Below are 23,680 nucleotides of genomic sequence, written 5' to 3'. Positions count from 1 at the left end.
ATGAGGAGCTTAAGAAATTAGAGCAGGAGCAGAATGTGGAGCAGAAAACGCGGAGCGAAGGTAATGCACAGGGAGAGAAGAAAGAAAACATTGTTGGCAATTATAGTGATCAGACAGCCAAAGCGGTTGAACAAAAAGAAGTCTCTTCACTACTTAAAGATGAAGAAAAAGATAGCAATAGCGGAAAAGGTAATGAGGACGCCGTCGGTGAAGTGGTTAAAAAAGAAAAGGGTCATATAAGAAAATCGAGAAAAAGCAAGAAAAGTTGATAAATTATAATTTTGGAAAAATTACATAATACTTTTCTCCTAGAAACAAGTACTCTCCAGCTTTTTCGAGCTCTGCTTTCTTTGAAAGCTCTTTTAAAACCTTTTCATTTAACGAACTGGCGACAAAATACGGAGCTAGTGATTCAAATACTATTCCCCCATTCGATCTTATCACGTTAATAAGCTCTTTCTTCTTTTCTTCTAGCTTTTCTTTAATTATATTGATTCTGTTTAGCAATTCATTATCTGAAAGTATCCTTCCGTAAAGTGAAAGACAATCAATGCATAGTCTTTCTTCGTTGTTAGTTATTAAGCTCAATGTCTCAAAAACTCTGTGAGAATTAGTGTACAATAAAATCAATGGGTTCTCATAAAGACCAAATATCTTATGAAGTTTTTTAATTACTAGAACTTCAGCTTCTCTGAATTGGTCTAGTAATCTTGCAAGCTTTTCATTTATTATAATTTGATTGAGATCATTATCAAAAAGGAAATCATATGTTGAATCTACGACAACTAATCCGTTTAGTTTCTTTGCAATTTCTACAATTTTCTCTTCATTCATGAAAAAACCAAGGGGTATGTTAGGATTAGAAGCGTAGCTCATGCATCCCTCTTCTTTAAGCTCATCTTCTTTAAAGACGATTGAATTACCGTTAAAATAATAAGGATTAGAGAATATAATCCTTTTTCCCGTAAAAGTAGCTATTAGACTTAAATCCTCCTCTCCTGTAGTGGGGGAAAAAGTTTGAATGCAATCCGAATCTGAAGATATCGCAATGCTTGTTAGAGGGACTTCGTGAAATAAAGCAAATTCCAGTCCAAACTTTTTCAATCTTTCTTTTATCGTGTTTATGTATTCTAGATTCCGTGTTCTCCCCATTTCATCTCCAATGACATCCTTAAATGCCCAAGTCGGAATGAGCTTAATGGCAGGCACCTCTTTCAGTTTGTTCAATGAAGTTATTTTGATTTGAAAGTAATATTAATAGTTTTCATGCTTAAAATTAATTATTATAAGCAGTCGTACCATATGCATGTTATGATCAGAATGTTCACTTTTTTGATTACTAATAAGAAAAAATTTTAACAAAAAATGAATTATTATTTTTAAGTTCTAATAGTGTGGTGAAGAAATATAAATAAGAAAATTAAAGTATCACTGATTATTAATACAGCTGTAATTCTAGCGCTATTAATTTTACGAATTTATGGCTTTTTTTCTTTTCTAGATATTAGCATTAATAGCTCTTATGGAGGAAAATACGATTCATTTGTTGAAATTTTTTCTGAAACGGCGAGCATATATTCATTTGTCATAATAGGAGGCTTAATTGCGATCTATCAAATCACGCGTAAAAAAAAGTTCTCTAAAAACCTATTGGATTTTGCTTCTGCGTTTATTATAAGTTCGGTTCTTGTACTAATTTTGAAGGATGTAACTAAAGTTCCGCGGCCAAATGCAACTGTCCCTCCTCCCGCTGGATTCTTATCGCTCTTAAGTGACTATTATAGCTTCCCTTCCGGACACTCTACAAGAGCGTCCGTGGCAAGCTATTATTTAAGCAAAAAAGGGAAAATAGCCAGCATTCTAAGTTGGATATACACAATTTTGATCGCTATATCTAGAATAATGCTGGGAGTCCACTGGTTCAGCGATGTAGTTTTTGGAATATTTTTAGGAATAGAGTCCTCTTTGTTAGTCGAGATTTTATCCCCACAACTAGATAAATTATATATAAAATTATTTGGAAAGAATAGAATTCAGCTTAAAAATAAAGAAGATGGTAATAATTGAGCAGAGAAAGTCATGTCGGTAAGGTAATTTCAAGTGGCTTTTGGCTATATCTTTCAACCATAATTAGTAATCTTCAGGGATTTTTCTATTGGTTGATCATCTCAAGGATTGCAGGAGGAAGCATTGTTGGAACAGTTTCAGCAATAGTTGGTCTATCAAGCCTAATTTCAGGGCTTATTAGTTTAGGCATTACTACTGGGTTATCAAGATATACAGGTCTGTGTATAGGGATAAAGAAAAGCAATGAATGTGCAAGTGAATATTTATGGACTTCTGTTTACTTTTCCCTTTTAATTTACATAATAGGCGGGATCCTCGTTTTTATCTACAGCAAGTTCTTCGGAGGGGCAGGTTCTTATAGTACTGAAGAGTTAACAATAGCAGCTTTGCTTGTATTTGTGGGTTTCGCCGGATCCTTCACCTCATTTCTTCAAAGCTTACTGCTGACAAAGTACATTTTTATATCTGTAGTTGCAGCTGCAATTTTCAAGTTTACATTGGGCGTACTGCTTGTGTATTTTGGTTACGGATGGGTCGGTGCGGCATTAGGATACTTTGTCAGCACTGTAGTTCAATTCGTAATAAATTCTTATCATTCTTTAAAAATCACAGGATTTAAAATATACTTCAGCAAGGATAAGCTCAAAGAGCTGTTGAGGGCAGGCATTCCGAGCTGGCTTCCGGGTGTTATTTCCACAATTGGTCAGTGGTTCGGTGTAATATTGCTTTATGGAACCATAGGAAGTCTTGAGACAGGTTCATACTTCATCGCATCTCAGCTAGCAAATGTAGTATTAAACATATCAAATATTTTAAATGGCCTTCTCCTCCCTGTACTTTCAGGACTGAGCGATGGGAGAAAAAGGGTAGGTTCTAGAGTTTTCAGGATAAGTCTTGCCCTAATGCTACCAGTGAGCTTTTATATAATGGTCTACCCAACTCTGCTTTTGGATATATTTGGAAAAGAGCTGTCCTCAGGTTCGATTCCGCTGGTAATTCTGCTCTTTGGAAGTATACCTGTAGCTTTTTCCGGATTCGTTTCAAGCCTTGTGTATGCTTATGGTGACTATCTCACAATTTTAAAAAGCGGACTAATAACAAACGTGCCTAGAGTAATCCTTTATTTTATCCTAGTTCCAAAAATGAGTGGAATAGGAGCTGCTATAAGCTTTACTACAGGCTCCTACTTAGGTGCTTTATATTTATTGTACATTGCATACAAGCTTCAAGTTCAGTTTAAGAAAAAAGAAATAGCTATTCTAATAAGCGTGCCTCTCATCTTTTCGGTACTACTGTTTTTTGTAAGGTTATCTTGGTATCTTGGCATGCTAATTATGGCATCTTCCTACTTAATTTACATAAAAGAGAAGATAGTCACCAAAGAGGATCTTAAGGAGATATCGAGAGCATTACTGGGAGAAGAGAGGACTTCACTGTTATATCAGAAAATGAGGCCAATACTTGAGCCTCTGTTCGAATAATACTCATTTTTGAATTTTCAAAATGAAAAATAAAATTAAGGGATTTTGCTTTATCGTTTTTATTGATTTTTGATCCATTTGGTGAAAAATATGAGTGCGAAGATACTATTTATTGATGCATCAGCTAGAAAGGGGGGAAATAGCACGAAGCTTATGTATGTAGCAGAGCTTGGGGCAAGGAAAAGAGGATGCGAGACTGAGATAATTTACCTTAAAGATCATAAGATAAAGCCATGTGCAGGATGCGTATCAGATGATATAATGGCATGCAAGTTCCCCTGTGTTATAGACGATGACGACTTTAATTCTTTAGCAAGGAAACTGATTGAGAGTGATGGAGTCGTAATAGCAACACCTGTTTATTGGTACATGGTATCAGGCATAATGAAGAATTTTATAGACAGGCTCACAAGCTTAGAAAACATGCTTTTCCACACTGGTAAAAGCCTAGTCGACGGAAAAGTTGCTGCATTCATTGCTACAGGATCAGACACTGGAACCTCAATGACAATTGCATATTTGATGGACGTATTCAATAGCTTCGGATATCATATTCCTCCTTGGTCACTTGCTTATCACCATTCAATTGACGATTCACTAGACAACGGCTTTGCTGTATATGATTCGTATAATTTAGGGATAAATGTATGCAGGGCTGCTGAAATTATGAAAAAAGAGAAAGAACCTTGGTATAGCTTTGAATATGATCTGAATGAAATAAAAAATTATGCGAAGAGAATGGCAGAAAGAGATGGGAAGAATGACAGCCTAGAGAAGAGGATAGAAAAGGCGAAAGGTGATGAGTGCTAGACCTCTTGTAGGTGTAGGTGCTGTCGTATTTAATGAAAAAGGAGAGATTTTGCTTGTTAAGAGAATTTACCCACCGCAAGAAGGAAAGTGGGCGATTCCAGGAGGGCACTTGGAGCTTGAAGAGACGATCTTTGACGGAGCAAAAAGAGAGCTTTATGAAGAAACTGGGCTTATTGGAGATGCTAAGTGTATAGTTAATGTCGATGAGCTTATAGTGTTAAAAGAGGATAAAAGCGTTTGGAGGCATTATATTCTCATAGATGTGCTTTTTGAGAATGTCAGAGGAGAGCTTAAGGCTGGAAGTGATGCAGGAGACGCAAAATTTTTCTCTCCATCAGAGGCAATTAATAGCAAGGAAACTTCGTACTCTACTATTAACTTCCTGAAAAAGTACATAAATGGAGATATCATCTGCGGACTTCCTGTGCTCAACAAATATATCGAAAAGATAGATAGAATTTAATCTGAAAAAATACTGATTATTAAAAGCTTAGCCTTATTCTCAATTTCGAACCTGTTTCTTCCATAAGCTTCTTCTAAAAATCCATATATGATATCTTTTAAAGCTTCTTCATTTACCTTGGGATTTATAGGAAGGGAAACTACAAATCTCTTTTCTCCATTTTTAGTCTCAGTGAAAACATTCTTCTCGCCAACAAATAAGCTTAAAAGTCTGAGGAGAACTTTATCTTTGTCAGCCCCATCGACCCTGCTGGATATTAAAATCCAAACAGCTCTTCCAGCTTTTTTCGCTTCATCACCCTCTAGATTGGGAATTTCTAGCTTGAAGCCGAAGGACAAGAGCGTTTGAAAAATTGTCAAATCTACTGCTCCATCTACAGGATCTCCATACCCAGACTTTTCCATTATTATATAAGAAGAAATTGCCTTATTTGTTAAGTTGAAAAGGCTAGTATTATATTTTTCAGCAAGCTTTGAAAGCTTCTCCGCTAATTCTTGGTCGGCAGCCATTATCTTTCTGTTAAGTGGCATTTTTGCATCATCTTGTAATTTTTTCTTTAGAAAAAGATTTAATACTTTCGTCAGGAATAATTTAATGTATTTTGCCATGGTGTTTATCGCTTGGAAACGTACAGTATAGATGTATTTATTAGAGACTTAGCTGTTGCAATTCCATTAGCTATATACGTTTTTTTATTAATATGTTATGTGACTAGGAAAACATATGATGCTATGATAAGAAGAGGAGTAAAAGAAAGGAAAGCTGTATATTACAACAGGAAGATAATACACATTTTTGTTGGAGGGGTTGTTTCTGCCTTTATCCCATTTATCTTTAAAGAACCTTTTACGCCATTTTTATTTGCAGTTTTGCTAGGATCTTTTCTCCTCTACAAGCACAAAAGCAGGAAAAAGTATTATTGGTTTCAAGTCGATGAGAATAAATATGAAGTGAATTTCGCATTTGCTTGGGGTTTTTCCATACTGATTCTGTGGCTATACCTGGGCAACCCTTTCGTTGCGATGTTGCCGCCTATGCTTATAAGCTTTGGAGACGGAATAACCGGTATAGTGAGGAACCTCCTCTTTGGAAAGAGGACTAAGCACTGGGCAGGCAATCTCGCTATGGCAGCATTAATGATACCAATTGGATATATATATGCTGGGTACTGGGGAGTTATCGCCTCAGTTGTCGCATCTTTTGTAGAAAGATACGAGTATAATCCATTAGATGACAATATCTTGATAGTTCTCTCGTCTTCAATAATACTTATAATAGCAAAATTCTTCTCTTTTGGTTTGTGAGTAATGATAAAAATCAAATGAGAGCTTTTCTGTCTTATATAGGAGCAAAGATAGTATAATCGAAAAATTTGTAAATTCAGACAATTTTAATAATAATCGGTAGACTACAATTATGCAAGCAATAAAGAAATTTAGTATTGGTAATTTAGCTATATATGCAATAAAGCACGGAGTTTTGAGAACGAACACTTATATTATTTTCAGCGAAGATCCGAAAAAGGCTCTCATGATAGATCCAGGAGAAAGTAGCAATGTAATTGTTGATTTTTTAAAAAATAGAGATTTAAATTCTATATGGGTTATTGGAACACACGGTCATTTTGATCATGTTTGCGGAGTAGACGAAATCAAAAGTGCATATAATGCAAAATTTTTCATGAGTAGCGAGGATTTGTTCTTGAAAGAACACAATAAAAAAGTTCTAAAAAGATTTAATTTGAATGAAAAGGATTGCCCTTTAGATCCTGATATTGATTTAAAAGATTTAGAAAAAATAGAGTTTGACGATCAAGAAATAGAAGTGCTCAAGACTCCAGGACATACACCAGGAAGCATACTCCTCTATTTAAGAGAGGTTGATTTAGCTTTTTCTGGCGACACAATTTTCGCAGGGAGCATAGGAAGAACTGATTTCTTCGGCGGTAATGAGGAGGAAATGAAGAAGAGCATCAAATTAATACATGAAAGAGTAAACGCAGATGCACTTGTTTTACCTGGACATGGCATCGAGTTTAGACTAGCAAAGTATATAGATTTCTTCAATTCTATAATTCAATCTTAAAGGGTGCTCTTTAATGAAGACATTCGTAAAGAGCATTTCTATTGATACTAAAAATAGAAGAGAGCTTGTAAACATTACATCTTTTGTCGAACAGGCTGTAAAAGAAAGCGGAATTAATAATGGAATTGTTCTAGTCTTTGTGCCCCATGCCACTGCTACTATAGTAGTTAATGAGGACGAACAAGGGTTAAAGAAAGATATAATTAACTGGATTGATGAGTTTCTTGATAAAGAAAGAAAATACTATCACAATCTGATAGATAATAATGCAGATAGCCATATAGCGGCTTCATTTTTCGGTCCTTCAAAAGTGTTTCCTTTAGTGAATGGAAAACTCATAAGGGGAACATGGCAGGAAATTATGCTGTTTGAGCTTGATGGACCAAGAAACAGAAGACAAGTTCTAATAGAAGTAATCGGCGAATGATCCTTTTTATTTAGATAGTTTTTTGATTTATCAATGCTAATGAGACGCAATATCGCAAAAGTTTTAAAATACTTTAAGCAAAATATTTCAAAACGTTTTTAAGAAGAGAGAGGAATATGTTAACCGAATTAAAGGAAGAAGAAAGAAATGTGCTGGAAGTTCTTAAATTATTAGCAAGGTCAGTCATGCCACAGAAAGACATAACACATGGAATTGAGCATGTTGAAAGGGTTGTAAGGTTATGCCTATATATTGGCGAAAAGGTGGAAGAGGAAGTCGACACATTCGTACTCCTTGCCTCAGCCTATCTCCATGACATATCAAGAGTAAGCGATGATGAAAATCACGAAGCTTTAGCTTCAGAGATTTCTGAAGATATTTTGAGGAAATTCGGGATCCGAGAGGAAAAAATCAAAAAAATCTCGCATGCTATAAGAGCGCACTCATTCTCTTCTGGTATCGAGCCTGGATCTATTGAGGCCAAAATATTAAGCGATGCAGACAAGATTGATGCAATCGGAGCGGTTGGAATAGCTAGAGTTTTTGCATATAGTGGAAAGCATGAAAGGAGCTTGAATGAGAGCTTTGAGCATTTTTCCAGGAAAATTCTAAAGCTTAAAGATAAGATGTATACGAAACCCGGAAAGGAAATTGCGGAAGAGAGAAGTAAGTTTGTTGAGCGGTTTTTAGAAGAACTTGATAGGGAAATAAGACTTTAACTGAAAAATTTTTATCAATATAAGGAAATTTTTTACTATGGAGGTATGCTTCAAATGAAATTTTCCCTAATAATAATAGATATGATCCACGATTTTGTCGATGGAAAATTCGGTAATGAAAATGTAAAGAAAATTATTCCCTGCATAAGGGAGCTTAAGGAATTTGCAAAAAAGAACAGTATACCGGTGATATATGCTGTTGACTCTCATATCAAAGGGGTTGATAGAGAAATTGAAGTATGGGGAGAACATGCGATTGAAGGAGAGTGGGGAAGCAAAATAATTGAAGAGCTAGAGCCCCAAAATGGGGAATTCATTATTAAGAAGAGGAGGTACAGCGCATTTTTCTCTACAGGTTTAGATCTGTTATTGAGGGAGCTGGATGTAGATACTTTGATTTTAACTGGAACAAGTACTCATATATGCGTTCTTCATACAGCTGCAGATGCATTTTTCAGAGGGTATAAGATAATTATACCAAAAGAATGCGTTGCAGCATTTAGTGAAAGCGATCACGGTTACGCTTTAGTATATATGTCCCAAGTTTACGGGGCAAAGGTTCTTTCGAAGGATGAAATAAAAAGGATAATTGAGGAAAATCAAAACCTTTAGATCAGGAACTTTCACTTTTCATAGCTTCATCTTTATTTCGATATATTAAGTAAAACTCCCCCTTTTTCTCAACTCTTAAACCCGCCCCCTTTGCTATTCCAACGACAAAAATTCTTAGAAATTCTTGGTAGCCGTAGGAAGGTATAAGCATTACGGAGTCACTCTGCGAAAAGCCAATTTTCATGTTGTTTACAAGCATCTCTACAATTTCAAATGACTCATTACTGAGCTCAGAAATGGTTTTCCCTATTGATTCTCCATATTTTTCAAGCTCTCCTACATCTTTAGCTTTTTCAATTATATCAGAAGGCAACAAGACAAATCCTAGCTTTTCAAGCACATACTGCCTCCTCTTCTCCTTTAGGAGGTTTGGTGGGTAAAGGCCCTGCTTTTCAGCATAAACGCACTGCTCCAAAATCTCATTTAAATACTTAGAAAAATTCATTCCTCTATTTTTTGAAAATTCTTTCAACCTTTCAGCTAAATCATAGTCAGCTGCAATGCTCTTCCTATTTTTCCTCAATTTTTCCGTGCACCTTTGCTATTATAAGACTGTTTCCTAAGGAAATTTCCTTAACTTTTAAGTCAAAACCTTCGAGCAATCCCTCAATGATTCTCTTACTTACAGACAAAACTTTATCATTTGCATCTAATAGAGAGACAATGATCTTCATCTCTGATCCATTTTCAATCACCTCAATATTTGAGCTAGGTATCCATAATGATATAGCTCTCTTTAACTCATCTACGCTTATTCCTCTTTTTACCTTTGCAAGCTCTCCATACCATAGGCTCATCTTATACAACTCATTGGCTAAATCCTCCAGCTCCTTATCGCTTAACTTTTCAATGTTTTTTTTGAAAAAAGTCATTGGAATAACAATTCCCCCCAGCTTTCGTATATCATCTACTGCATCAGCGTATGAAAGCGCATCAATCAGTTGCGGTTTGTACTTCATTACTTTGAAAACATCGCTGAGAGCTCTCTCTATTAGTGTAGTGAAGGGGATTCCAACTTTTTCACTTATGTTCATTGCCTCTGTAATTATATCTTCAGAAATAGCGAGAAACCTCTTTTTTCCTCTTTCGCTCATTGATAATCATCATTTAAATTTTTAATATAATCATTATTTAAATTCTTATTAAAAATTAATTGTTTTATGCATGCATTATTATAAGCAATTGTATACAATAAATTCTTTTATATATACATAAAGACACATATCTCTTAAATACCTGAAATTAAATTAATAGTAAAATGCAAAGGAGGTAAATCCTCTATGGACAATATGAAAAAAATTAGTCTAATATTATTAGCTATTATACCTATAGTAATACTTGCATTACCAATTGCAGTAGCTCAACAAGGAGGAGCAACTATAATAAGCGTTACTGGAACCGCGCCAGATGGCAGTGCTTATCCAGGAGAACCAATCACAGTAAGTCTGCAAATTAATTTGCCAGGTACATATACAATAAAACTGGCTAGTGATTCAGTTGGATCTAATGTATGGGTAACACAAACAATAAGTCCATCTACGACTGGATTGTATAATGTGACATTGACTTTACCAAAGTCTCTTCCAGGCATACAATCTTCACCTGTAGTATATGTTCTAGTTTCAGGATTTCTTACTAGCGAATACAGCTATCTCAATATATATCCAAAAGTTGAAATATCTCCGATTCAAACTCCATGTGCTGATACTTTAGGCAATCCAAATAGCATTACCGTCAACGTTTATGGTGTAGATCCAAATGCAGTTATTACAGCATTTAACTTTACCAGCAATACATTCACTGCAGTATATAATTTAAGTACAAATTTAACTGTGAACTCTAATGGAACTGCAAGTACAACTCTACCATTATACGGTTCAAGCTCAAACTTCACTGAAGGTATTCCGATGGGGCAATATTCGGTATACTTTATTGGCTCTGGTGCTACCTATATAAGTAATCAGAAACCTGGAACATTTACAGTCCTTCCACAACTGGTACTATCTCCAAATACCGGAAATGGTATTGACCAGCAACTTCAGAATCTAACATTAATTGGCATCGGCTTCGATCCAAATGTTCAAGTAATGAATGTAACATTGCACAACAAGAACTTTACAAATGTATCATATACTTTTGATGTTTCCTCTGGTAATATAACGACTAACAGCTACGGGTTCTTTAACTTCTCTAACCTTTATCAATACTATCCAACAAACATGACTGCTGGCTTATACATACCAACTGTAGTCGAATCAAATGGCAATAATATAACATTCCCCGATGATTACTATCTTGTGCAGAGAATTCTCATAATATATTATCCATCTAACGCAATTGTAACTCCGGGACAAACAATAACGGTAGTAGCTTACGGTTACGGTCCAGGAACTTACTATGGATATCAGACAAACTACTTGACAGTGACCCTTGATCAGTCAATATATCTAGGAACATTTACTTTGGGCAAAGATGGAAACTTAACATTTAATGTTACTATGCCATCTTCGAATATTACATTTGGCGCCCACTACATATGGGGAATAGATAGCTGGGGCTTCGAGTACAGAGCAGCTATAGTAGTTGGTGCAGGAGGATATTATGAGATCATTAACCCAATTACGATGCAACCGAAAAGCAGTCCAATTGCTTATGCAGGCTATAATAATCAAACTGTAATAGTATGTCCATGTGAGCAATATGTTGGTGAGAAATACTGCTCTCAGTGTGCAGCAGTAAGCGGTACATGCGACTATGTTGGAGATAAAGTATTAGTTACAGTTACCGGATTGGTACCAGGAGACACAATTAATATATACTTTGGTGATATACAAGTAGGAACAGCTACAGCAGATAACAGTGGCTCGGCTACCTTTAGTTTCACTGTACCAACAGTTCCTGAAGGTACCTATTTATTGCAAGCTGCAGGTTCATCGATTGGAACGATTACCTTAGGATTCTACAATGGTACTAATATATTACCTAACACGCCTGCTCAAGTAGTTCCAAAGATATTGCTACTAGATCTCAATAAAGATATTGCACCAATATTAGTAGGTTCTGGCATAGTAAGAGTAATTGGTACTGGATTCCCAGCTGGTGTTGCTATGGCTGGAGTGCTGATAAACAACACAGATGCTATAATGGCTGTAACTACCAACGTTCAGAGATGGACTTCAACGAGCAATGGTTTACTGACAAGTCAATTTACTAACGTACTAGGATTGTGGATTCCATTCGTCGAACCAGGTGCATATATGGTTAATTTAACATATTATGTGCCATCAAGCACTAGCACGCCAGTAATTCAGGCGACTGATGCAAGCTATGCGTATGTAATTAACAATTTGACAGAGGTTGCGACTTATAGTGATTTGCAGAATGCAGTCAGTACCATTACAAGTAGCATTAACAGTGCTCAAAGTGCTCTCTCTAGTCAGTTAACTAGCGTTAGCACTCAACTTTCAAACAGTTTAACAACACTGCAGAACAATCTCAATGCAGCGGTAGGCACAATAAACAATGCGTTAAACGGTATTAATAGTTCATTAAATACTATGAGCTCTCAATTAAGCACTTTATCTAATAATGTCAATAGTTTAAGCACATCAGTTAACCAGCTATCTAGCCAAGTTTCGCAGGCAGTAACTGCAGCTCAGAATGCAGCAACCTCTGCAAACAGTGCAGCGACCCAGGCTCAGAATGCAGCTACTGCAGCATCTAATGCTGCTAACCAAATCAATGCATTATCTTCACAAGTGAGTAATTTAAGCAGTCAAGTAAGCAATGCGGTTTCTGCAGCTAATGCAGCTACTACGCAAGCAAGCGATGCTGCAAGCAAAGCAGCATATGCACTGTACATTAGCTTGGTAACCTTGATACTTGTATTAGTAGCGCTTGCAATATCTACAATGGTATACAATACCCTTAAGAAATCTCTAGCAACTACTCCAAGTAAATAAGTAAAAAAATATATCAATATTTTAATTTTTTTAATTTTTATTTTTTTATATTTTTTAAATTTTTCTATTTCTATTATATTTTTATAATAAAATTTTGATAATTGTATTTTTCCCTCTGTAAGTGAATTTTATTTTAATAAGATAATATTTAAATATTATGACAATGAAATAAGATTTTTAGGTGAATAAAATTTGGTAAATAGAAATGTATTATTTAAGTTGATTTCAATTATATTAATAGTAATTATGTCTGCACCAATAAATGCGTTTGCATATAACAATACTGGTACAACAGGCAGTAATTTGAGCGGAATTTCAAAGGAACTAGGTTCACTCTCTCAGCTTGGAAATAGTACTGTTATGGTTTCGTTGTACTTATCCCCACAATCTTCACAGCAAATTTCAAAAATTGTATCAGAGTTAAGCAGATATACATTTTCATTTCACGGTTCACAAGTTCCAATAATACTTGGAAATCCTGTTAAGAACAAAGATGGGGGGTATACAATTAGGTTATATGGTCCGGCTAAATTGCTTTATAACCAAATACAAGCAGTTGGATTAACATATATAACAAATATATATGCTAGTGCCGTTCCAACTTTCGAGCCCAGTACTTTTAGTCCTTTCGATAATTATACGCAGATTGGAGTAAACAATTCTATTCAACCTGAAACAAATGACGTGAGGAATCTTATCGGTGCTAGTTTTGTAGAAAATTCTTATGGAATTACTGGTAGTGGAGTGAAAATAGCAATTGTAGACACTGGTGTTGATTATGCACATCCAGATCTGCAAAGCAAATTGATCTACTATGTTGGGAGTTATAGAACGGTTTATGGGACAACTTCAAATATCAGAGAGCCAATGGTATTGGATGCAGACGAATCTCAGGTCATTTTAACTCAATCATTTGAGGCAAACAGCACAGGATATATTAATGTTAGCTCCGCAAGCTTTACAGTACTCGATCCGTTCAAAGAGACAGTTACCCCTTCATATCCTTACTATTATGTAGGAAATATTTCTTCGTCTGATGGAGTATACAAATTTGGTATGACTCTTGAATACACAGTAGCTGGATTAGTTAGTGTCGGTGTCTTGATGTCAGATCCTGATACTCCAGGAAACTATACGTTATTGGTAATTGATGCAAATAATGATGGTGTATTTGGAGATAATGGAGATATTGTTGTCACATATGATGGAAATAGAATACTATACTCTCCTGAAGAGGATCTTAGCTTAGGAGTTGCTGGTGGATTTTTCTATGACGTCGGACTTTGGTTTAATAGTTATGGTGCATATTATCCTGGATGGGATCTGAACGGCAATTATATAAGTCTCTTCTATGATTTTGAAGGTCACGGTACATCATGTGCTTCCGCTGCAGCTGGCAATGGAATTGTTAATGGAATTGCAAAGGATGCTAATGTTATTGGTGTCAAGGCTTTATGGTATGGAGATGTTGAAATGGGACTTTTGTGGGCTTCAGGTTTTGATGTAAATAATAACGGTACAATCTATTATACAGGCGAAAAGAGAGCAGATGTAATAAGCGATAGCTGGGGAATTAGCAACTTCATATATGATATTTCTGGATTTGGTTATGATATTGAATCAATGCTTATCAATGCTCTAACAACTCCAGGGTTCTTAGATCCCTCATTCCCAGGAATACTCGTAGTGCAAGCTGCAGGAAACGGGGGGCCTGGATTTGGAACTGTCACCTCTCCGGGTGCCGCTGTAGGAGCACTTACAGTGAGTGCATCTACATTGTGGAAAGTTTACCAGGTTGGATATGGATATGGTGGATATACGCAAGATAACATAATTATGTGGTCTGCCAGAGGCCCCGTTCCAATGGGATACTTAAAGCCAGATATAGTTGATGTTGGTGCCTGGGGAATTACAGCGGCCCCAATACCTATTTATTATAACATCTTTGGAGGGACAAGCTATGCAACCCCCTTAACTGCTGGTGCTGTCGCACTTTTGATACAGGCGCTCGAAGAAAAAGTGGGATCATCTGCCAATAGTGTTCCGCCATCAATGCTCAAGGAAATACTAATGAATACAGCTGACAGCTTAGGATACATGCCTTATGATCAGGGGGCCGGCAGGATCAACATTACGAGAGCTGTACAATATGTACTTGGAAAGTCCGATGAGCTTTTAATTTCATCTCAAAGCGAGTATTCACTAAGTGCATCTAAAATGTCTAGCATGTGGTACTGGACTTTCCAGGACTATATGCCAGGGTCATTTTTAGGATTTTATGGAGCATACCTCCAAGTTCAAAATCCAAACATTCCTAGTGCATTCTCTTCACAGAATTATTACGGCATTTATGTCCCAGATGTTCCATTAAACGGGATGAAGAGCTTCACCTTTACTATTCAGAATCCATCAACCTCATTTGCAACCTTCAGTATAGATGGCGTTTATACAATGAAAAGGATACTCGCTCCAGTTACTTACCAGTTGCTGTTCAACGTTTCAAGATCAACAACAATATCAAACCAATGGATAATCCTTTCTCCAAATAATATCAGCTCAGGCACGAGCATATTATTAGCAGAAGTTAATGCCCCCTTCAGGTTGCTGGACAACAATGACGATTATAATCCAGATTTCGACATTGATGTTTATGCATATGTCTGGATAAATGATACTAATGGAAACGGTGTGCCTGATAGAAACGAGTTGGCGTTCATAAACGTAGGTTATGCGACATCCAACTACAATTCCATAGAGATAAGCAATCCGAGACAGTTACTACAAGAATTTGGACCGAATGCTAAGCTCGCTATAAGGGTGTTCATACATAGAGATTATAGCTCTGCACCACTTGTCAACTTCCCTGCAACATTGACGATCTCTCAATTTATGTTAGTTAAAGATCCTGCAGTCTACGTTCCTTCTATTAGTATGAATTTGCTACCTGGTAAGTCAGTAACTCTGCAAGGAACTGTCTTTGCATATTCATTAGCACCTACCGTATATGAGTCCTTTATGAGGGTAAGAGCTACTTTCTCAGATGGTTCGTATAGAGTCTATGACGTCCCTATTAGCTACACTGTGTATACAAACATGCCGATGAGCGGCACATTATACCTCAATCCGATGACAGATACAAGCCTAATGCTGAGTCCATCAAACATCAGAGGGGACAACGATTGGGACTGGAGATACGAAGCCGGAGATTGGAGATATTTCTATGTAAACGTCCAATCTCCTTCGTTATCTGCATTCGAGTTCAAAGCAACATGGACTTATAGTAATACAAGCTTAATCACTTATGCATTAGGTCCTGATGGACAGTTTGCAGGCGGATTCTTCGGAGAATCTGTATCATATCATGAGAACTTATGGGCGGGAACTTTCCTATGGACTGCAACAGGTGGTATAGATGGGAAGAACCTTTCTGCAATAACGTTCCCGAGCACGAGGTATAGATATTTCGAGTATCCCACACAGAAGTCTAATACAGGCATATATACGCTCATTGTAAGAACTGCTTTATTTGACGGTTCAACTAATGCTGAAAGATTCTTAGTCTCAGTCACTCCACTTCAGATCTCAGGATTGCCAATATCTAAATTAGGACCTCAGGGTACAGTAACTTATACAATCAAGCTTCCATATGCGGCAACTCAATATTATGCTGTAGTTGCTCCTTCGATTTACCCACTCTTTGCATATTCATCATGGAATGCTAATGTAACTCCTGGATCATATTCTGGGCTAATTCCTGCTGGTAGTACGGTAACATTTACTGTGAAGTTCAACAACTATATTTATCCATACAGAGCAGATATTCCTCTAATAATACAGTTTAACATGCCGACGTCTTCAGGTCTTCCTGTATATTATAAATATATGGGACAATACAAACTGTATGCTTCAACATATACATTTGAAGATTGGATAACTAGCGGATCCCAGTGGCTTTTCTACTCTTAGCAACATAACTTTATTATTTTTAAACATAATTTTTAAAAAATTAAAAACTTTTTTACCTTCTATAATAATTGATATTTTTGCAAAAAGCCGGGGTGCCCGAGCGGACTAAGGGGCTGGCCTTGAGAGCCAGTTCCCCATACGGGGAGCGCGGGTTCAAATCCCGCCCCCGGCGCTTCTTCTTATTTTATTAGTTATTAATTATGAAAATTTTTTACATTTTAATTATTAAAATATTAAAATAAAAAAGGAAATTTTGTTAAAACAAAAAAAAAAAACGATAAAAAAATTTAAAAACAAAAGGTTTTAAAAAATAATTTAAGGTGATATTGTGGAAAGAGGAAAATTATCAAAAGGTAAGCATTTCATAAAAATATTGCTATTAATGCTAATACCATGGACTGCACTAGTATTTACAGCGCCTATTTATAACAGAAAAGAACCTTACTTAGGAGGATGGCCTTTTCTATATTGGTACTTATTTTCATGGATATTCATACAGCCTGTGTTGACATTTATTGTCTTCAAGTTCATTGATAGGGAGAGGTGGTAGACGTGGAATTTTCTACATTTGATATAGCACTGTTCTTCTTAATAGTCGCTTCAACTATAATAGTAGCATTTTTAGGAGCAAGGTGGAGAGCAGCTGATATGTCTAAAATTAGTGAGTGGAGTATAGGAGGCAGAAAGTTTGGCACATTAATAGTTTGGTTCTTAATGGGTGGAGATATATACACTGCTTATGCTTTGATTTCTGTTCCTGGAGGAGCATATGGTTAGGGAGGTTTTATACTATATTCAGCAGTCTACGGTGCTATGTCATATCCATTTTTGTATTACGTTGCACCTAGGCTTTATCTAATTGCGAAGAAAAAGGGAATGATTACAGGAGGAGATTATGTAAGGGAAAGGTTCAAGAGCGATACATTATCTCTTTTGATATCTTTGACAGGAATTATCGCAATGCTTCCTTACATAGCACTTCAAATAGTAGGTATCAAATATGTTCTTCAGGCAATGAATTTTCCTATTGTGGAAAGCTATATAATAGCTTTTTTAATTGTAGCAGCGTTTACCGTTGTCGCTGGGTTAAGGGGTCCAGCACTAGGCGCGATAATAAAAGACATTCTACTATGGGCAGTTATAATCACAATAACTGTCGTCCTTGCAATAAGGTTCGATGGATTTAGCTTGGTCTTTAAAAGCTTAGATGCTCAAGGACTAAACTACATGATACCTCCTAACCTCATGATTGGATATATGACACTTGCTTTTGGAAATGGTATAGCATGGTTGCTGTTCCCCAACTTATTGACAGGAATTTTGGGTTCAAAGGATGCAAAAACAATAAAGAAAAACTCCGTACTACTTCCAGTATATCAGGTATGGATGCTGATCCTTGCGATATTCGGATTAGTAGCTTTGAGCGAAAATCTCGTTCCAAATAAGGTTTCAAGTCTGGCATTTCCAAGCGTACTTACTACATACTTCTCTCCAACATTCGTGTCCATAGCTTTTGCAGCAATAATAATTGGAGCGATGATACCTGCATCATTGCAGGCACTTTCTGCGGCTAATTTAATAACCAGAAATATTTATCTTCAATACATCAATAAGCAGGCAAGCGAAAGGAAGCAGGTGCTTGTAGGGAGAATTTCGGTGTTTATAATGATAGTTGCAAGCCTTATTTTTGTCTTGACACCGGCAGCTTCTGGTCTAATATTCTATCTACTCACTATGAGCTATGCGTGGCTACTTCAAACGCTTCCTGCAATAATTCTTTCTATGTACTGGCACAGCCTTGACAAATACAGCGTAGCTGCAGGTTGGGCTGTTGGCGTTACTTTCACTACATATGGCCTATATACAGTGAAGTTCGCATCTTCATTGCTCCCATGGTTCAAATATGCATACGTAGGACTAGTGGGGTTAGCACTTAATTTAGTAGTTCTTCTAGCAGTTTATGCTATTGTCAGAATGGCTAAAATTAAGTACGAATCAGGCATCGCTCCAGAAGAATTCACAGACTATGATGTACATGCTTAATAATATTAAAAAAATTTTTATTTTTTATTTTAAAATATTAATAGTGGGTGAATTTAATGGTAAATATTTTGGAATTAGCTAGGGAAAAGGAGAAGGAAATAGTCGAGCTTAGAAGACTCCTTCACCAGCATCCAGAAATTGCTCACAAAGAATATGAGACTCACAAGATCTTGGTAGAGCACTTGGAGAAGATAGGATTGCATCCGAGAACTCTCGCGGGAACTGGAATAATAGCAGATATAGAGGGCAAAGAGAAAGGGGGAAAGACTGTAGCAATAAGAGCTGATATGGATGCTTTGCCGATAAAGGAGGAGAACGATGTTCCATACAAATCTCTAAACGAGGGATTCATGCATGCATGTGGACATGATGCTCATATGAGCATGGTCTATGGAGCAGCTTTAATCCTAAATGAGCTCAGGGACAAGTTCAATGGAAGAGTGAGACTGCTATATCAGCCTGCTGAAGAAGAAGGAACGCTTGGAGGAGCAAAACCAATGATTGAGGAAGGAGCTTTGGATGGCGTAGACTACATACTAGGAATGCACGTCTGGCCTGAACTCCCAGAAGGAGTTATAGGGTACAGAAAGGGACCGTTTTTCGCAGCGGCGGATACGATAAAAATTACCGTTAAGGGCAAAGGAGGTCATGGGGCTAAGCCGAATCTCGCAGTTGATCCTATTATGATCTCGGCAAAGGTGGTAGATGCTCTTCACACAATATCTAGCAGAGAGGTAGATCCTCTAGAGCCTTTTGTGATAACTATAGGTTCAATACATGGAGGAACAGCGCATAACATCATTCCAGATAAGGTAGAAATGCTTGGGACTGTGAGAACTTTGAGCAAGGAGCTTAGAGACAGCATGGAGGAGAGGCTTAGGAGGATAATTAGAGGAGTTACATCTGCATTTAATGGAGACTTCTCTTTAGAATATTTATATGGCTATCCAGTTCTTATAAATCATCAAGAAGTAACTGAGATTATGAAAAATGTAGTTGAAGGTTTGCTTGGCAAGGAAAAGGTAGTGGAATCAAAGCCAACAATGGGTGGAGAAGACTTTGCATACTATTTGGAAAAGGTTCCAGGAACCTTTATGTTCTTAGGTACCTACAATGAAAAGATGGGATACATCTACGGAGTGCATACCTCCAAGTTTAATCTAAACGAAAAGATACTGCCGATAGGATCATCTGTTTTTGTCGCTGGGGCATTGGAGCTCATGAAAAGGTAAGAAACCTTCTTAAATGATAACTTTTAATATAACTATTTTTTATCTTAATATTTGGGGTTGAGTTATATGCAGAATTTTAACAAAGACGAATACAAAAAATATTTAAGAAAATATTCTCAGGCAAATGGTCCAAGCGGTATGGAAGATGAAGTAAGAGATCTGTTAATTGAAGATTTGAAGCCGTATGCTGATAGGATATGGATTGATAGCATGGGAAATGTGATATCGCTTAAGAAAGGTGTAAGCGGAAAAAAACTGATGATTGCTGCGCATATGGATGAGATTTCCTTAATAGTTAAATACATAGATGATAACGGATTTCTAAGATTCTCTCCAGTAGGAGGGTGGAATGAAAGAATACTTCCTGCGACTAGGGTAAAAGTCAGAACAAATAAAGGCGATTGGATTCCTGGAGTTATAGGCGTTAAGCCACCTCATCTAATAACTCCTGAAGAGGAGAAGAAAGTTATTGAGATGAACAAGCTGTTTATAGATGTAGGGGCATCATCGAGGCAGGAAGCATTGTCCATGGGAATTGAACACGGCTCTAGAGTGTTGTTTGATTACGATTTCGCCGATTTGATAGGTAATAGGGTAACAGGGAAAGCTTTTGACGACAGAGCTGGATTGGTTGTCGCTTTAAAAACGTTTATGGAAGTTGAGCCAAATGACATAGATCTTTATTTTGTTGCAACTGTTCAAGAAGAAGTTGGATTAAAAGGAGCAAGAACAAGTGCATATCAAATATCTCCAGATGTAGCTATAGCCTTAGATGTAACCACGGCAAATGACGTTCCAGATGTGGATGAGCAGGATCAGGTTGCTAAATTGGGCAAAGGTCCTGCAATAAAAATAATTGATGGAAGAAGCGGTTCTGGGCTAATAACCAACACTGCTGTTCTCGAAAAAATGATATCTGTAGCGAAAGAGCGCGGAATACCTTATCAGGCAGAAGTTCTCACTGGGGGAACAACGGACTCCTCAGCAATTCAACTAACTAAAGAGGGAGTTCCAGCTGGGACTATAAGCATACCTGCAAGATATATTCATAGTCCAGTTGAGGTCATCGATCTTGTCGATATTCATTATAGCGTTGAGCTCCTTAAGGCTTTTTATGAAAGCTTAAAGCCTGAGTGGATTGATAGTATAAAGGAGAAGATAATCAAATGATTTATTTTTTAATCACTCCTTTTTTCCAATCTGCTTTGAATATCCAGATTAAAGCTACCAATCCAGAGATGATATTGCTTAAGCTCATTCCTATCCAGATGCCAGGAATGCCCATATTTAAAGGACCTGGTCCAAAAATATAAGCTAAAACATTTCGGATTATCCAAATTCTGAGAATACTTACCACCATTACAAACCTAGTATGCCCGCTTCCTTGGGCAATTGCGCCCATTAGCTGAATATAATAGAAAAACACAATTGTTGAACCCATGTATATATAGTAATATGTTGTCGCCTCAATAACATCAGGGTCTTGTATGAAAAAGCTAGCGATATGCCTCCCAAAAGCGCCAAAAATAAGCCCACCAATCACTCCAATTAAAGAGATTATCATCAATGATTTTTCAGCGCTTTCCTCTGCCCTTTTCCTGTTGCTTGCCCCAAGGCTCTGTCCTACCATTATCCCCGTTGCATTTATAAAACCGATCGTAGCAAAATTTAGCAAGTTCAATGGTCTGTCCCCAATCCCCCATGCAGCTAATGCTGTGCTGCCTTCCATGCTTATTATCGCCGTCAAAATGGAAAAACCCAGCGCCTCCATTACCCACGCTACAGACAACGGAGTTCCGATTTTTACCATCATTTTCAAAATATTTTTGTCAATTTTCATTTCACTTTTTATCAACCTTACATTGCTTTTTCCTTGAATAATGTTGTTGAGAGAAATGAATGCTACTATTGCTCTTGAAATCAATGTAGAAATTCCAGCCCCTGCTACTCCAAGCATAGGGAAAGGACCTATTCCCAATATTAGAAATGGGTCAAATATCATATTGAGTCCTACTCCAAAGAAATTGTACTTCATAGGTGTAATTGTATTGCCTGAAGCAGAGACGACAGCTCTGAACGATTCCCAGAGAGAAATAAAGATTAGAGCGACGAACATTATTCTTGAGTAAACTACTGACAAAGGATAGACGTCACTTGGTATTCCAGCCGCATATAAAATGTATGGAATGGTTAATATTCCAGAAACAGATATTATAAGGCTCGAGATAATTGCCAAAACAAAAGTCTGAGCGACACTTTTATTCATCATATTTATATTATTTGCTCCTCTGTACTGGCTAACTAAAGTTGTGCCGGAAGCAAGGAGTCCATTCATTGCTGCGATAAAAGTATATGTGAAAGGCCATGAAGCTGAAGGTGCCGCTACAGCATCTTTTCCAACCCGGCCAAGCCAATAGAGATTTGCAAGATCATAAGCTACCTGCACCATCTCGCTTAAAGCTAATGGCGTACCTAGTTTAACTAATACTTTGTAAACATTTCCGCTCTGTATCTCCTGAGGTGATACATTAGATATTAGCTTTTTCAATATAGATTCACTCTCTTCATTATCCTTGTCTCAATTTTTCAACAATGTACCAACTCGTTATAGCATTATTTATAACAATCGGATAAACAAATAATAATTTCAAAAACCTAATAAATACCGAAAAACAAATAAAGTTTCAAAGCATGAAACAAATAAAAACCCCTTGAGATATTAAAATATATGCTTGTTGGTTTCATGATCTTATCAATTAATAGGATTTTGCTGTAATATGGAAGTAAAGGTGTAAAAAATGGCCGAAGAAGCAGGACAATTTCGGTATATTGTTAGAGTAGCTGGTACAGATCTTGATGGAAGAAAAAAGCTTGCTTACGGATTAGCAGGCATTAAAGGAATAGGATATACAACTGCTGTATGTTTATTGAGAATGTTAAATATTGATCCTGAGAAGAGGACAGGTTTTCTGAGTGATGAAGAAATAAGCAGGATTGAAAAAGCAATTAGCGAAATTTCCGCAAGTAACTTATTGCCAAAATGGATGCTTAACAGAAGAAAAGATTATGAAACTGGAGATGATATTCATCTCATTGGTTCAGAGCTTATTTTCAAAGTAAAGCAAGACATAGAGAGGGAAAAGAAAATTAAGAGCTGGAGAGGAATTAGACATTCGCTAGGATTGAAAGTTAGGGGTCAGAGGACTCATACTACTGGTAGGCTTGGAGTCACTGTAGGTGTGTCTAAAAAGAAGACTGCAGCAAAGCCTCAGTCTTCTGAGCAAAAGTCATAAGGTGGTATTAAATGGGCGATCCGAGAAAGCTTAGAAAAAAATGGGAAGGGCCTGGTCATCCTTGGGATAAAACAAGACTAGAAAATGAGCTGAGATTATTAGGTAAGTTTGGTCTCAGGAATAAAAAGGAGTTGTGGATAGCCCAAACAATGGCAAGAAAAATTAGACATAGGGCCAGAGAGCTATTAGCTTTGCCTGAAGATGTAAGGAAAAAAGAAGAAGAGAACTTATTAAAAAGGTTGTACTCTCAGGGAATTGTTCAGTCAAATGCTGTTTTAGATGACTTACTTTCTATTAATGCAGAGCATATATTGAACAGAAGGCTTCAGACAATTGTATATCAAAAAGGCTTAGCAAAAACAATCTACCAGGCAAGGCAAATGATAGTTCATGGGCATATTGGTATAAATGGAAGAAGAGTAACCAGTCCTGGATATTTAGTAAAGAGAAGCGAGGAAGATTTAATCGATATAATCAGCAGTAGTCCTTTTAAGAGAGAATTAGAAGCAAGCCAGTAAAT

23 protein-coding genes, 1 tRNA gene and 1 pseudogene are annotated in these 23,680 nt (G+C 36.8%); 20 read left to right on the top strand and 5 right to left on the bottom strand.

Features of this window, described 5'->3' with window-relative positions; translation table 11 throughout:
* A pseudogene (locus tag ACP5SL_RS01630) lies at positions 1–269 on the top strand (hypothetical protein); the annotation flags it as partial.
* Positions 270–273: 4 nt separating this feature from the next.
* Here the strand turns inward: ACP5SL_RS01630 and ACP5SL_RS01625 are convergent.
* On the bottom strand, positions 274–1,209 hold the full coding sequence (locus ACP5SL_RS01625; protein WP_148683545.1) for an aminotransferase class I/II-fold pyridoxal phosphate-dependent enzyme: 936 nt from the start codon (positions 1,207–1,209) through the stop codon (positions 274–276).
* 441 nt (positions 1,210–1,650) lie between these two features.
* Here ACP5SL_RS01625 and ACP5SL_RS01620 point away from each other — a divergent pair, with 441 nt between their 5' ends.
* From ACP5SL_RS01620 to ACP5SL_RS01605, 4 genes are all read left to right on the top strand, one after another.
* Positions 1,651–2,067, top strand: a complete 417-nt coding sequence (locus tag ACP5SL_RS01620; protein ID WP_158308293.1) for a phosphatase PAP2 family protein — start codon at positions 1,651–1,653, stop codon at positions 2,065–2,067.
* Positions 2,064–3,548 (top strand): oligosaccharide flippase family protein, encoded by a 1,485-nt coding sequence (locus ACP5SL_RS01615; protein WP_428228087.1) that lies wholly within the window; start codon positions 2,064–2,066, stop codon positions 3,546–3,548. The genes ACP5SL_RS01620 and ACP5SL_RS01615 overlap by 4 nt, the downstream gene beginning before the upstream one ends.
* A gap of 90 nt (positions 3,549–3,638) precedes the next feature.
* On the top strand, positions 3,639–4,358 hold the full coding sequence (locus tag ACP5SL_RS01610; protein WP_428228086.1) for a flavodoxin family protein: 720 nt from the start codon (positions 3,639–3,641) through the stop codon (positions 4,356–4,358).
* Complete coding sequence (locus ACP5SL_RS01605; RefSeq protein ID WP_193803562.1) at positions 4,348–4,821, top strand: NUDIX hydrolase; 474 nt, start codon at positions 4,348–4,350, stop codon at positions 4,819–4,821. The genes ACP5SL_RS01610 and ACP5SL_RS01605 overlap by 11 nt, the downstream gene beginning before the upstream one ends.
* Here the strand turns inward: ACP5SL_RS01605 and ACP5SL_RS01600 are convergent.
* Entirely contained in the window at positions 4,818–5,351 is a 534-nt protein-coding gene (locus ACP5SL_RS01600; RefSeq protein ID WP_148683542.1) for a hypothetical protein, read from the bottom strand. The genes ACP5SL_RS01605 and ACP5SL_RS01600 overlap by 4 nt on opposite strands.
* Before the next feature lie 90 nt (positions 5,352–5,441).
* Here ACP5SL_RS01600 and ACP5SL_RS01595 point away from each other — a divergent pair, with 90 nt between their 5' ends.
* From ACP5SL_RS01595 to ACP5SL_RS01575, 5 genes are all read left to right on the top strand, one after another.
* Positions 5,442–6,125, top strand: a complete 684-nt coding sequence (locus ACP5SL_RS01595) for a dolichol kinase (RefSeq protein ID WP_428228085.1) — start codon at positions 5,442–5,444, stop codon at positions 6,123–6,125.
* Between the two features lie 112 nt (positions 6,126–6,237).
* The gene (locus ACP5SL_RS01590; RefSeq protein WP_428228084.1) at positions 6,238–6,906 is read left to right on the top strand and encodes an MBL fold metallo-hydrolase; all 669 of its coding nucleotides are present in this window, start codon (positions 6,238–6,240) and stop codon (positions 6,904–6,906) included.
* 13 nt (positions 6,907–6,919) lie between these two features.
* A complete protein-coding gene (locus ACP5SL_RS01585) occupies positions 6,920–7,333 on the top strand; it encodes a secondary thiamine-phosphate synthase enzyme YjbQ (protein ID WP_193803559.1) in 414 nt (137 codons plus the stop codon).
* A 116-nt stretch (positions 7,334–7,449) separates the two neighbouring features.
* Positions 7,450–8,052, top strand: a complete 603-nt coding sequence (locus tag ACP5SL_RS01580; RefSeq protein ID WP_014557617.1) for an HD domain-containing protein — start codon at positions 7,450–7,452, stop codon at positions 8,050–8,052.
* A 54-nt stretch (positions 8,053–8,106) separates the two neighbouring features.
* The gene (locus ACP5SL_RS01575) at positions 8,107–8,664 is read left to right on the top strand and encodes a cysteine hydrolase family protein (protein WP_014557616.1); all 558 of its coding nucleotides are present in this window, start codon (positions 8,107–8,109) and stop codon (positions 8,662–8,664) included.
* A gap of 1 nt (position 8,665) precedes the next feature.
* Here ACP5SL_RS01575 and ACP5SL_RS01570 read toward each other — a convergent pair whose 3' ends face one another.
* On the bottom strand, positions 8,666–9,187 hold the full coding sequence (locus tag ACP5SL_RS01570) for a hypothetical protein (protein WP_193803558.1): 522 nt from the start codon (positions 9,185–9,187) through the stop codon (positions 8,666–8,668).
* Positions 9,174–9,758 carry a hypothetical protein gene (locus tag ACP5SL_RS01565; RefSeq protein ID WP_014557614.1) on the bottom strand — a complete coding sequence of 195 codons (585 nt, stop codon included), beginning with the start codon at positions 9,756–9,758 and terminating at the stop codon, positions 9,174–9,176. Before ACP5SL_RS01565 ends, ACP5SL_RS01570 begins: the two co-directional genes overlap by 14 nt.
* Before the next feature lie 186 nt (positions 9,759–9,944).
* On the opposite strand from ACP5SL_RS01565, the gene ACP5SL_RS01560 reads away from it, so the two are divergent.
* The 8 genes from ACP5SL_RS01560 to ACP5SL_RS01525 all read left to right on the top strand — a co-directional run bounded on the left by ACP5SL_RS01560 (position 9,945) and on the right by ACP5SL_RS01525 (position 21,037).
* Positions 9,945–12,626 carry a hypothetical protein gene (locus tag ACP5SL_RS01560; protein ID WP_428228083.1) on the top strand — a complete coding sequence of 894 codons (2,682 nt, stop codon included), beginning with the start codon at positions 9,945–9,947 and terminating at the stop codon, positions 12,624–12,626.
* A 192-nt stretch (positions 12,627–12,818) separates the two neighbouring features.
* Positions 12,819–16,592, top strand: a complete 3,774-nt coding sequence (locus ACP5SL_RS01555; RefSeq protein ID WP_428228082.1) for a S8 family serine peptidase — start codon at positions 12,819–12,821, stop codon at positions 16,590–16,592.
* 86 nt (positions 16,593–16,678) lie between these two features.
* A tRNA-Ser gene (locus tag ACP5SL_RS01550) sits at positions 16,679–16,764 on the top strand.
* A gap of 156 nt (positions 16,765–16,920) precedes the next feature.
* Positions 16,921–17,142, top strand: a complete 222-nt coding sequence (locus tag ACP5SL_RS01545; protein WP_014557611.1) for a DUF3311 domain-containing protein — start codon at positions 16,921–16,923, stop codon at positions 17,140–17,142.
* A 2-nt stretch (positions 17,143–17,144) separates the two neighbouring features.
* Positions 17,145–17,369, top strand: coding sequence for a hypothetical protein (locus ACP5SL_RS01540; RefSeq protein ID WP_428228081.1), 225 nt, complete (start codon positions 17,145–17,147; stop codon positions 17,367–17,369).
* 36 nt (positions 17,370–17,405) lie between these two features.
* Positions 17,406–18,635 (top strand): sodium:solute symporter family protein, encoded by a 1,230-nt coding sequence (locus tag ACP5SL_RS01535; RefSeq protein WP_428228080.1) that lies wholly within the window; start codon positions 17,406–17,408, stop codon positions 18,633–18,635.
* A gap of 56 nt (positions 18,636–18,691) precedes the next feature.
* Positions 18,692–19,867: a M20 metallopeptidase family protein gene (locus ACP5SL_RS01530; protein ID WP_272984952.1), complete on the top strand. Its 1,176-nt coding sequence runs from the start codon at positions 18,692–18,694 to the stop codon at positions 19,865–19,867.
* 66 nt (positions 19,868–19,933) lie between these two features.
* Positions 19,934–21,037, top strand: coding sequence for a M42 family metallopeptidase (locus ACP5SL_RS01525; protein ID WP_428228079.1), 1,104 nt, complete (start codon positions 19,934–19,936; stop codon positions 21,035–21,037).
* Between the two features lies 1 nt (position 21,038).
* Here the strand turns inward: ACP5SL_RS01525 and ACP5SL_RS01520 are convergent, their stop codons facing one another.
* Positions 21,039–22,415 carry an MATE family efflux transporter gene (locus ACP5SL_RS01520; protein WP_428228078.1) on the bottom strand — a complete coding sequence of 459 codons (1,377 nt, stop codon included), beginning with the start codon at positions 22,413–22,415 and terminating at the stop codon, positions 21,039–21,041.
* A gap of 250 nt (positions 22,416–22,665) precedes the next feature.
* Here ACP5SL_RS01520 and ACP5SL_RS01515 point away from each other — a divergent pair, with 250 nt between their 5' ends.
* Positions 22,666–23,160, top strand: a complete 495-nt coding sequence (locus tag ACP5SL_RS01515) for a 30S ribosomal protein S13 (protein ID WP_014557606.1) — start codon at positions 22,666–22,668, stop codon at positions 23,158–23,160.
* Between the two features lie 11 nt (positions 23,161–23,171).
* The gene (locus ACP5SL_RS01510) at positions 23,172–23,678 is read left to right on the top strand and encodes a 30S ribosomal protein S4 (RefSeq protein ID WP_014557605.1); all 507 of its coding nucleotides are present in this window, start codon (positions 23,172–23,174) and stop codon (positions 23,676–23,678) included.
* Positions 23,679–23,680 lie beyond the last annotated feature (2 nt).

The organism is Fervidicoccus sp., from assembly GCF_049967375.1.
Classification (GTDB): domain Archaea; phylum Thermoproteota; class Thermoprotei_A; order Sulfolobales; family Fervidicoccaceae; genus Fervidicoccus; species Fervidicoccus fontis.
This window is presented reverse-complemented; position numbering and strand designations above follow the sequence as displayed.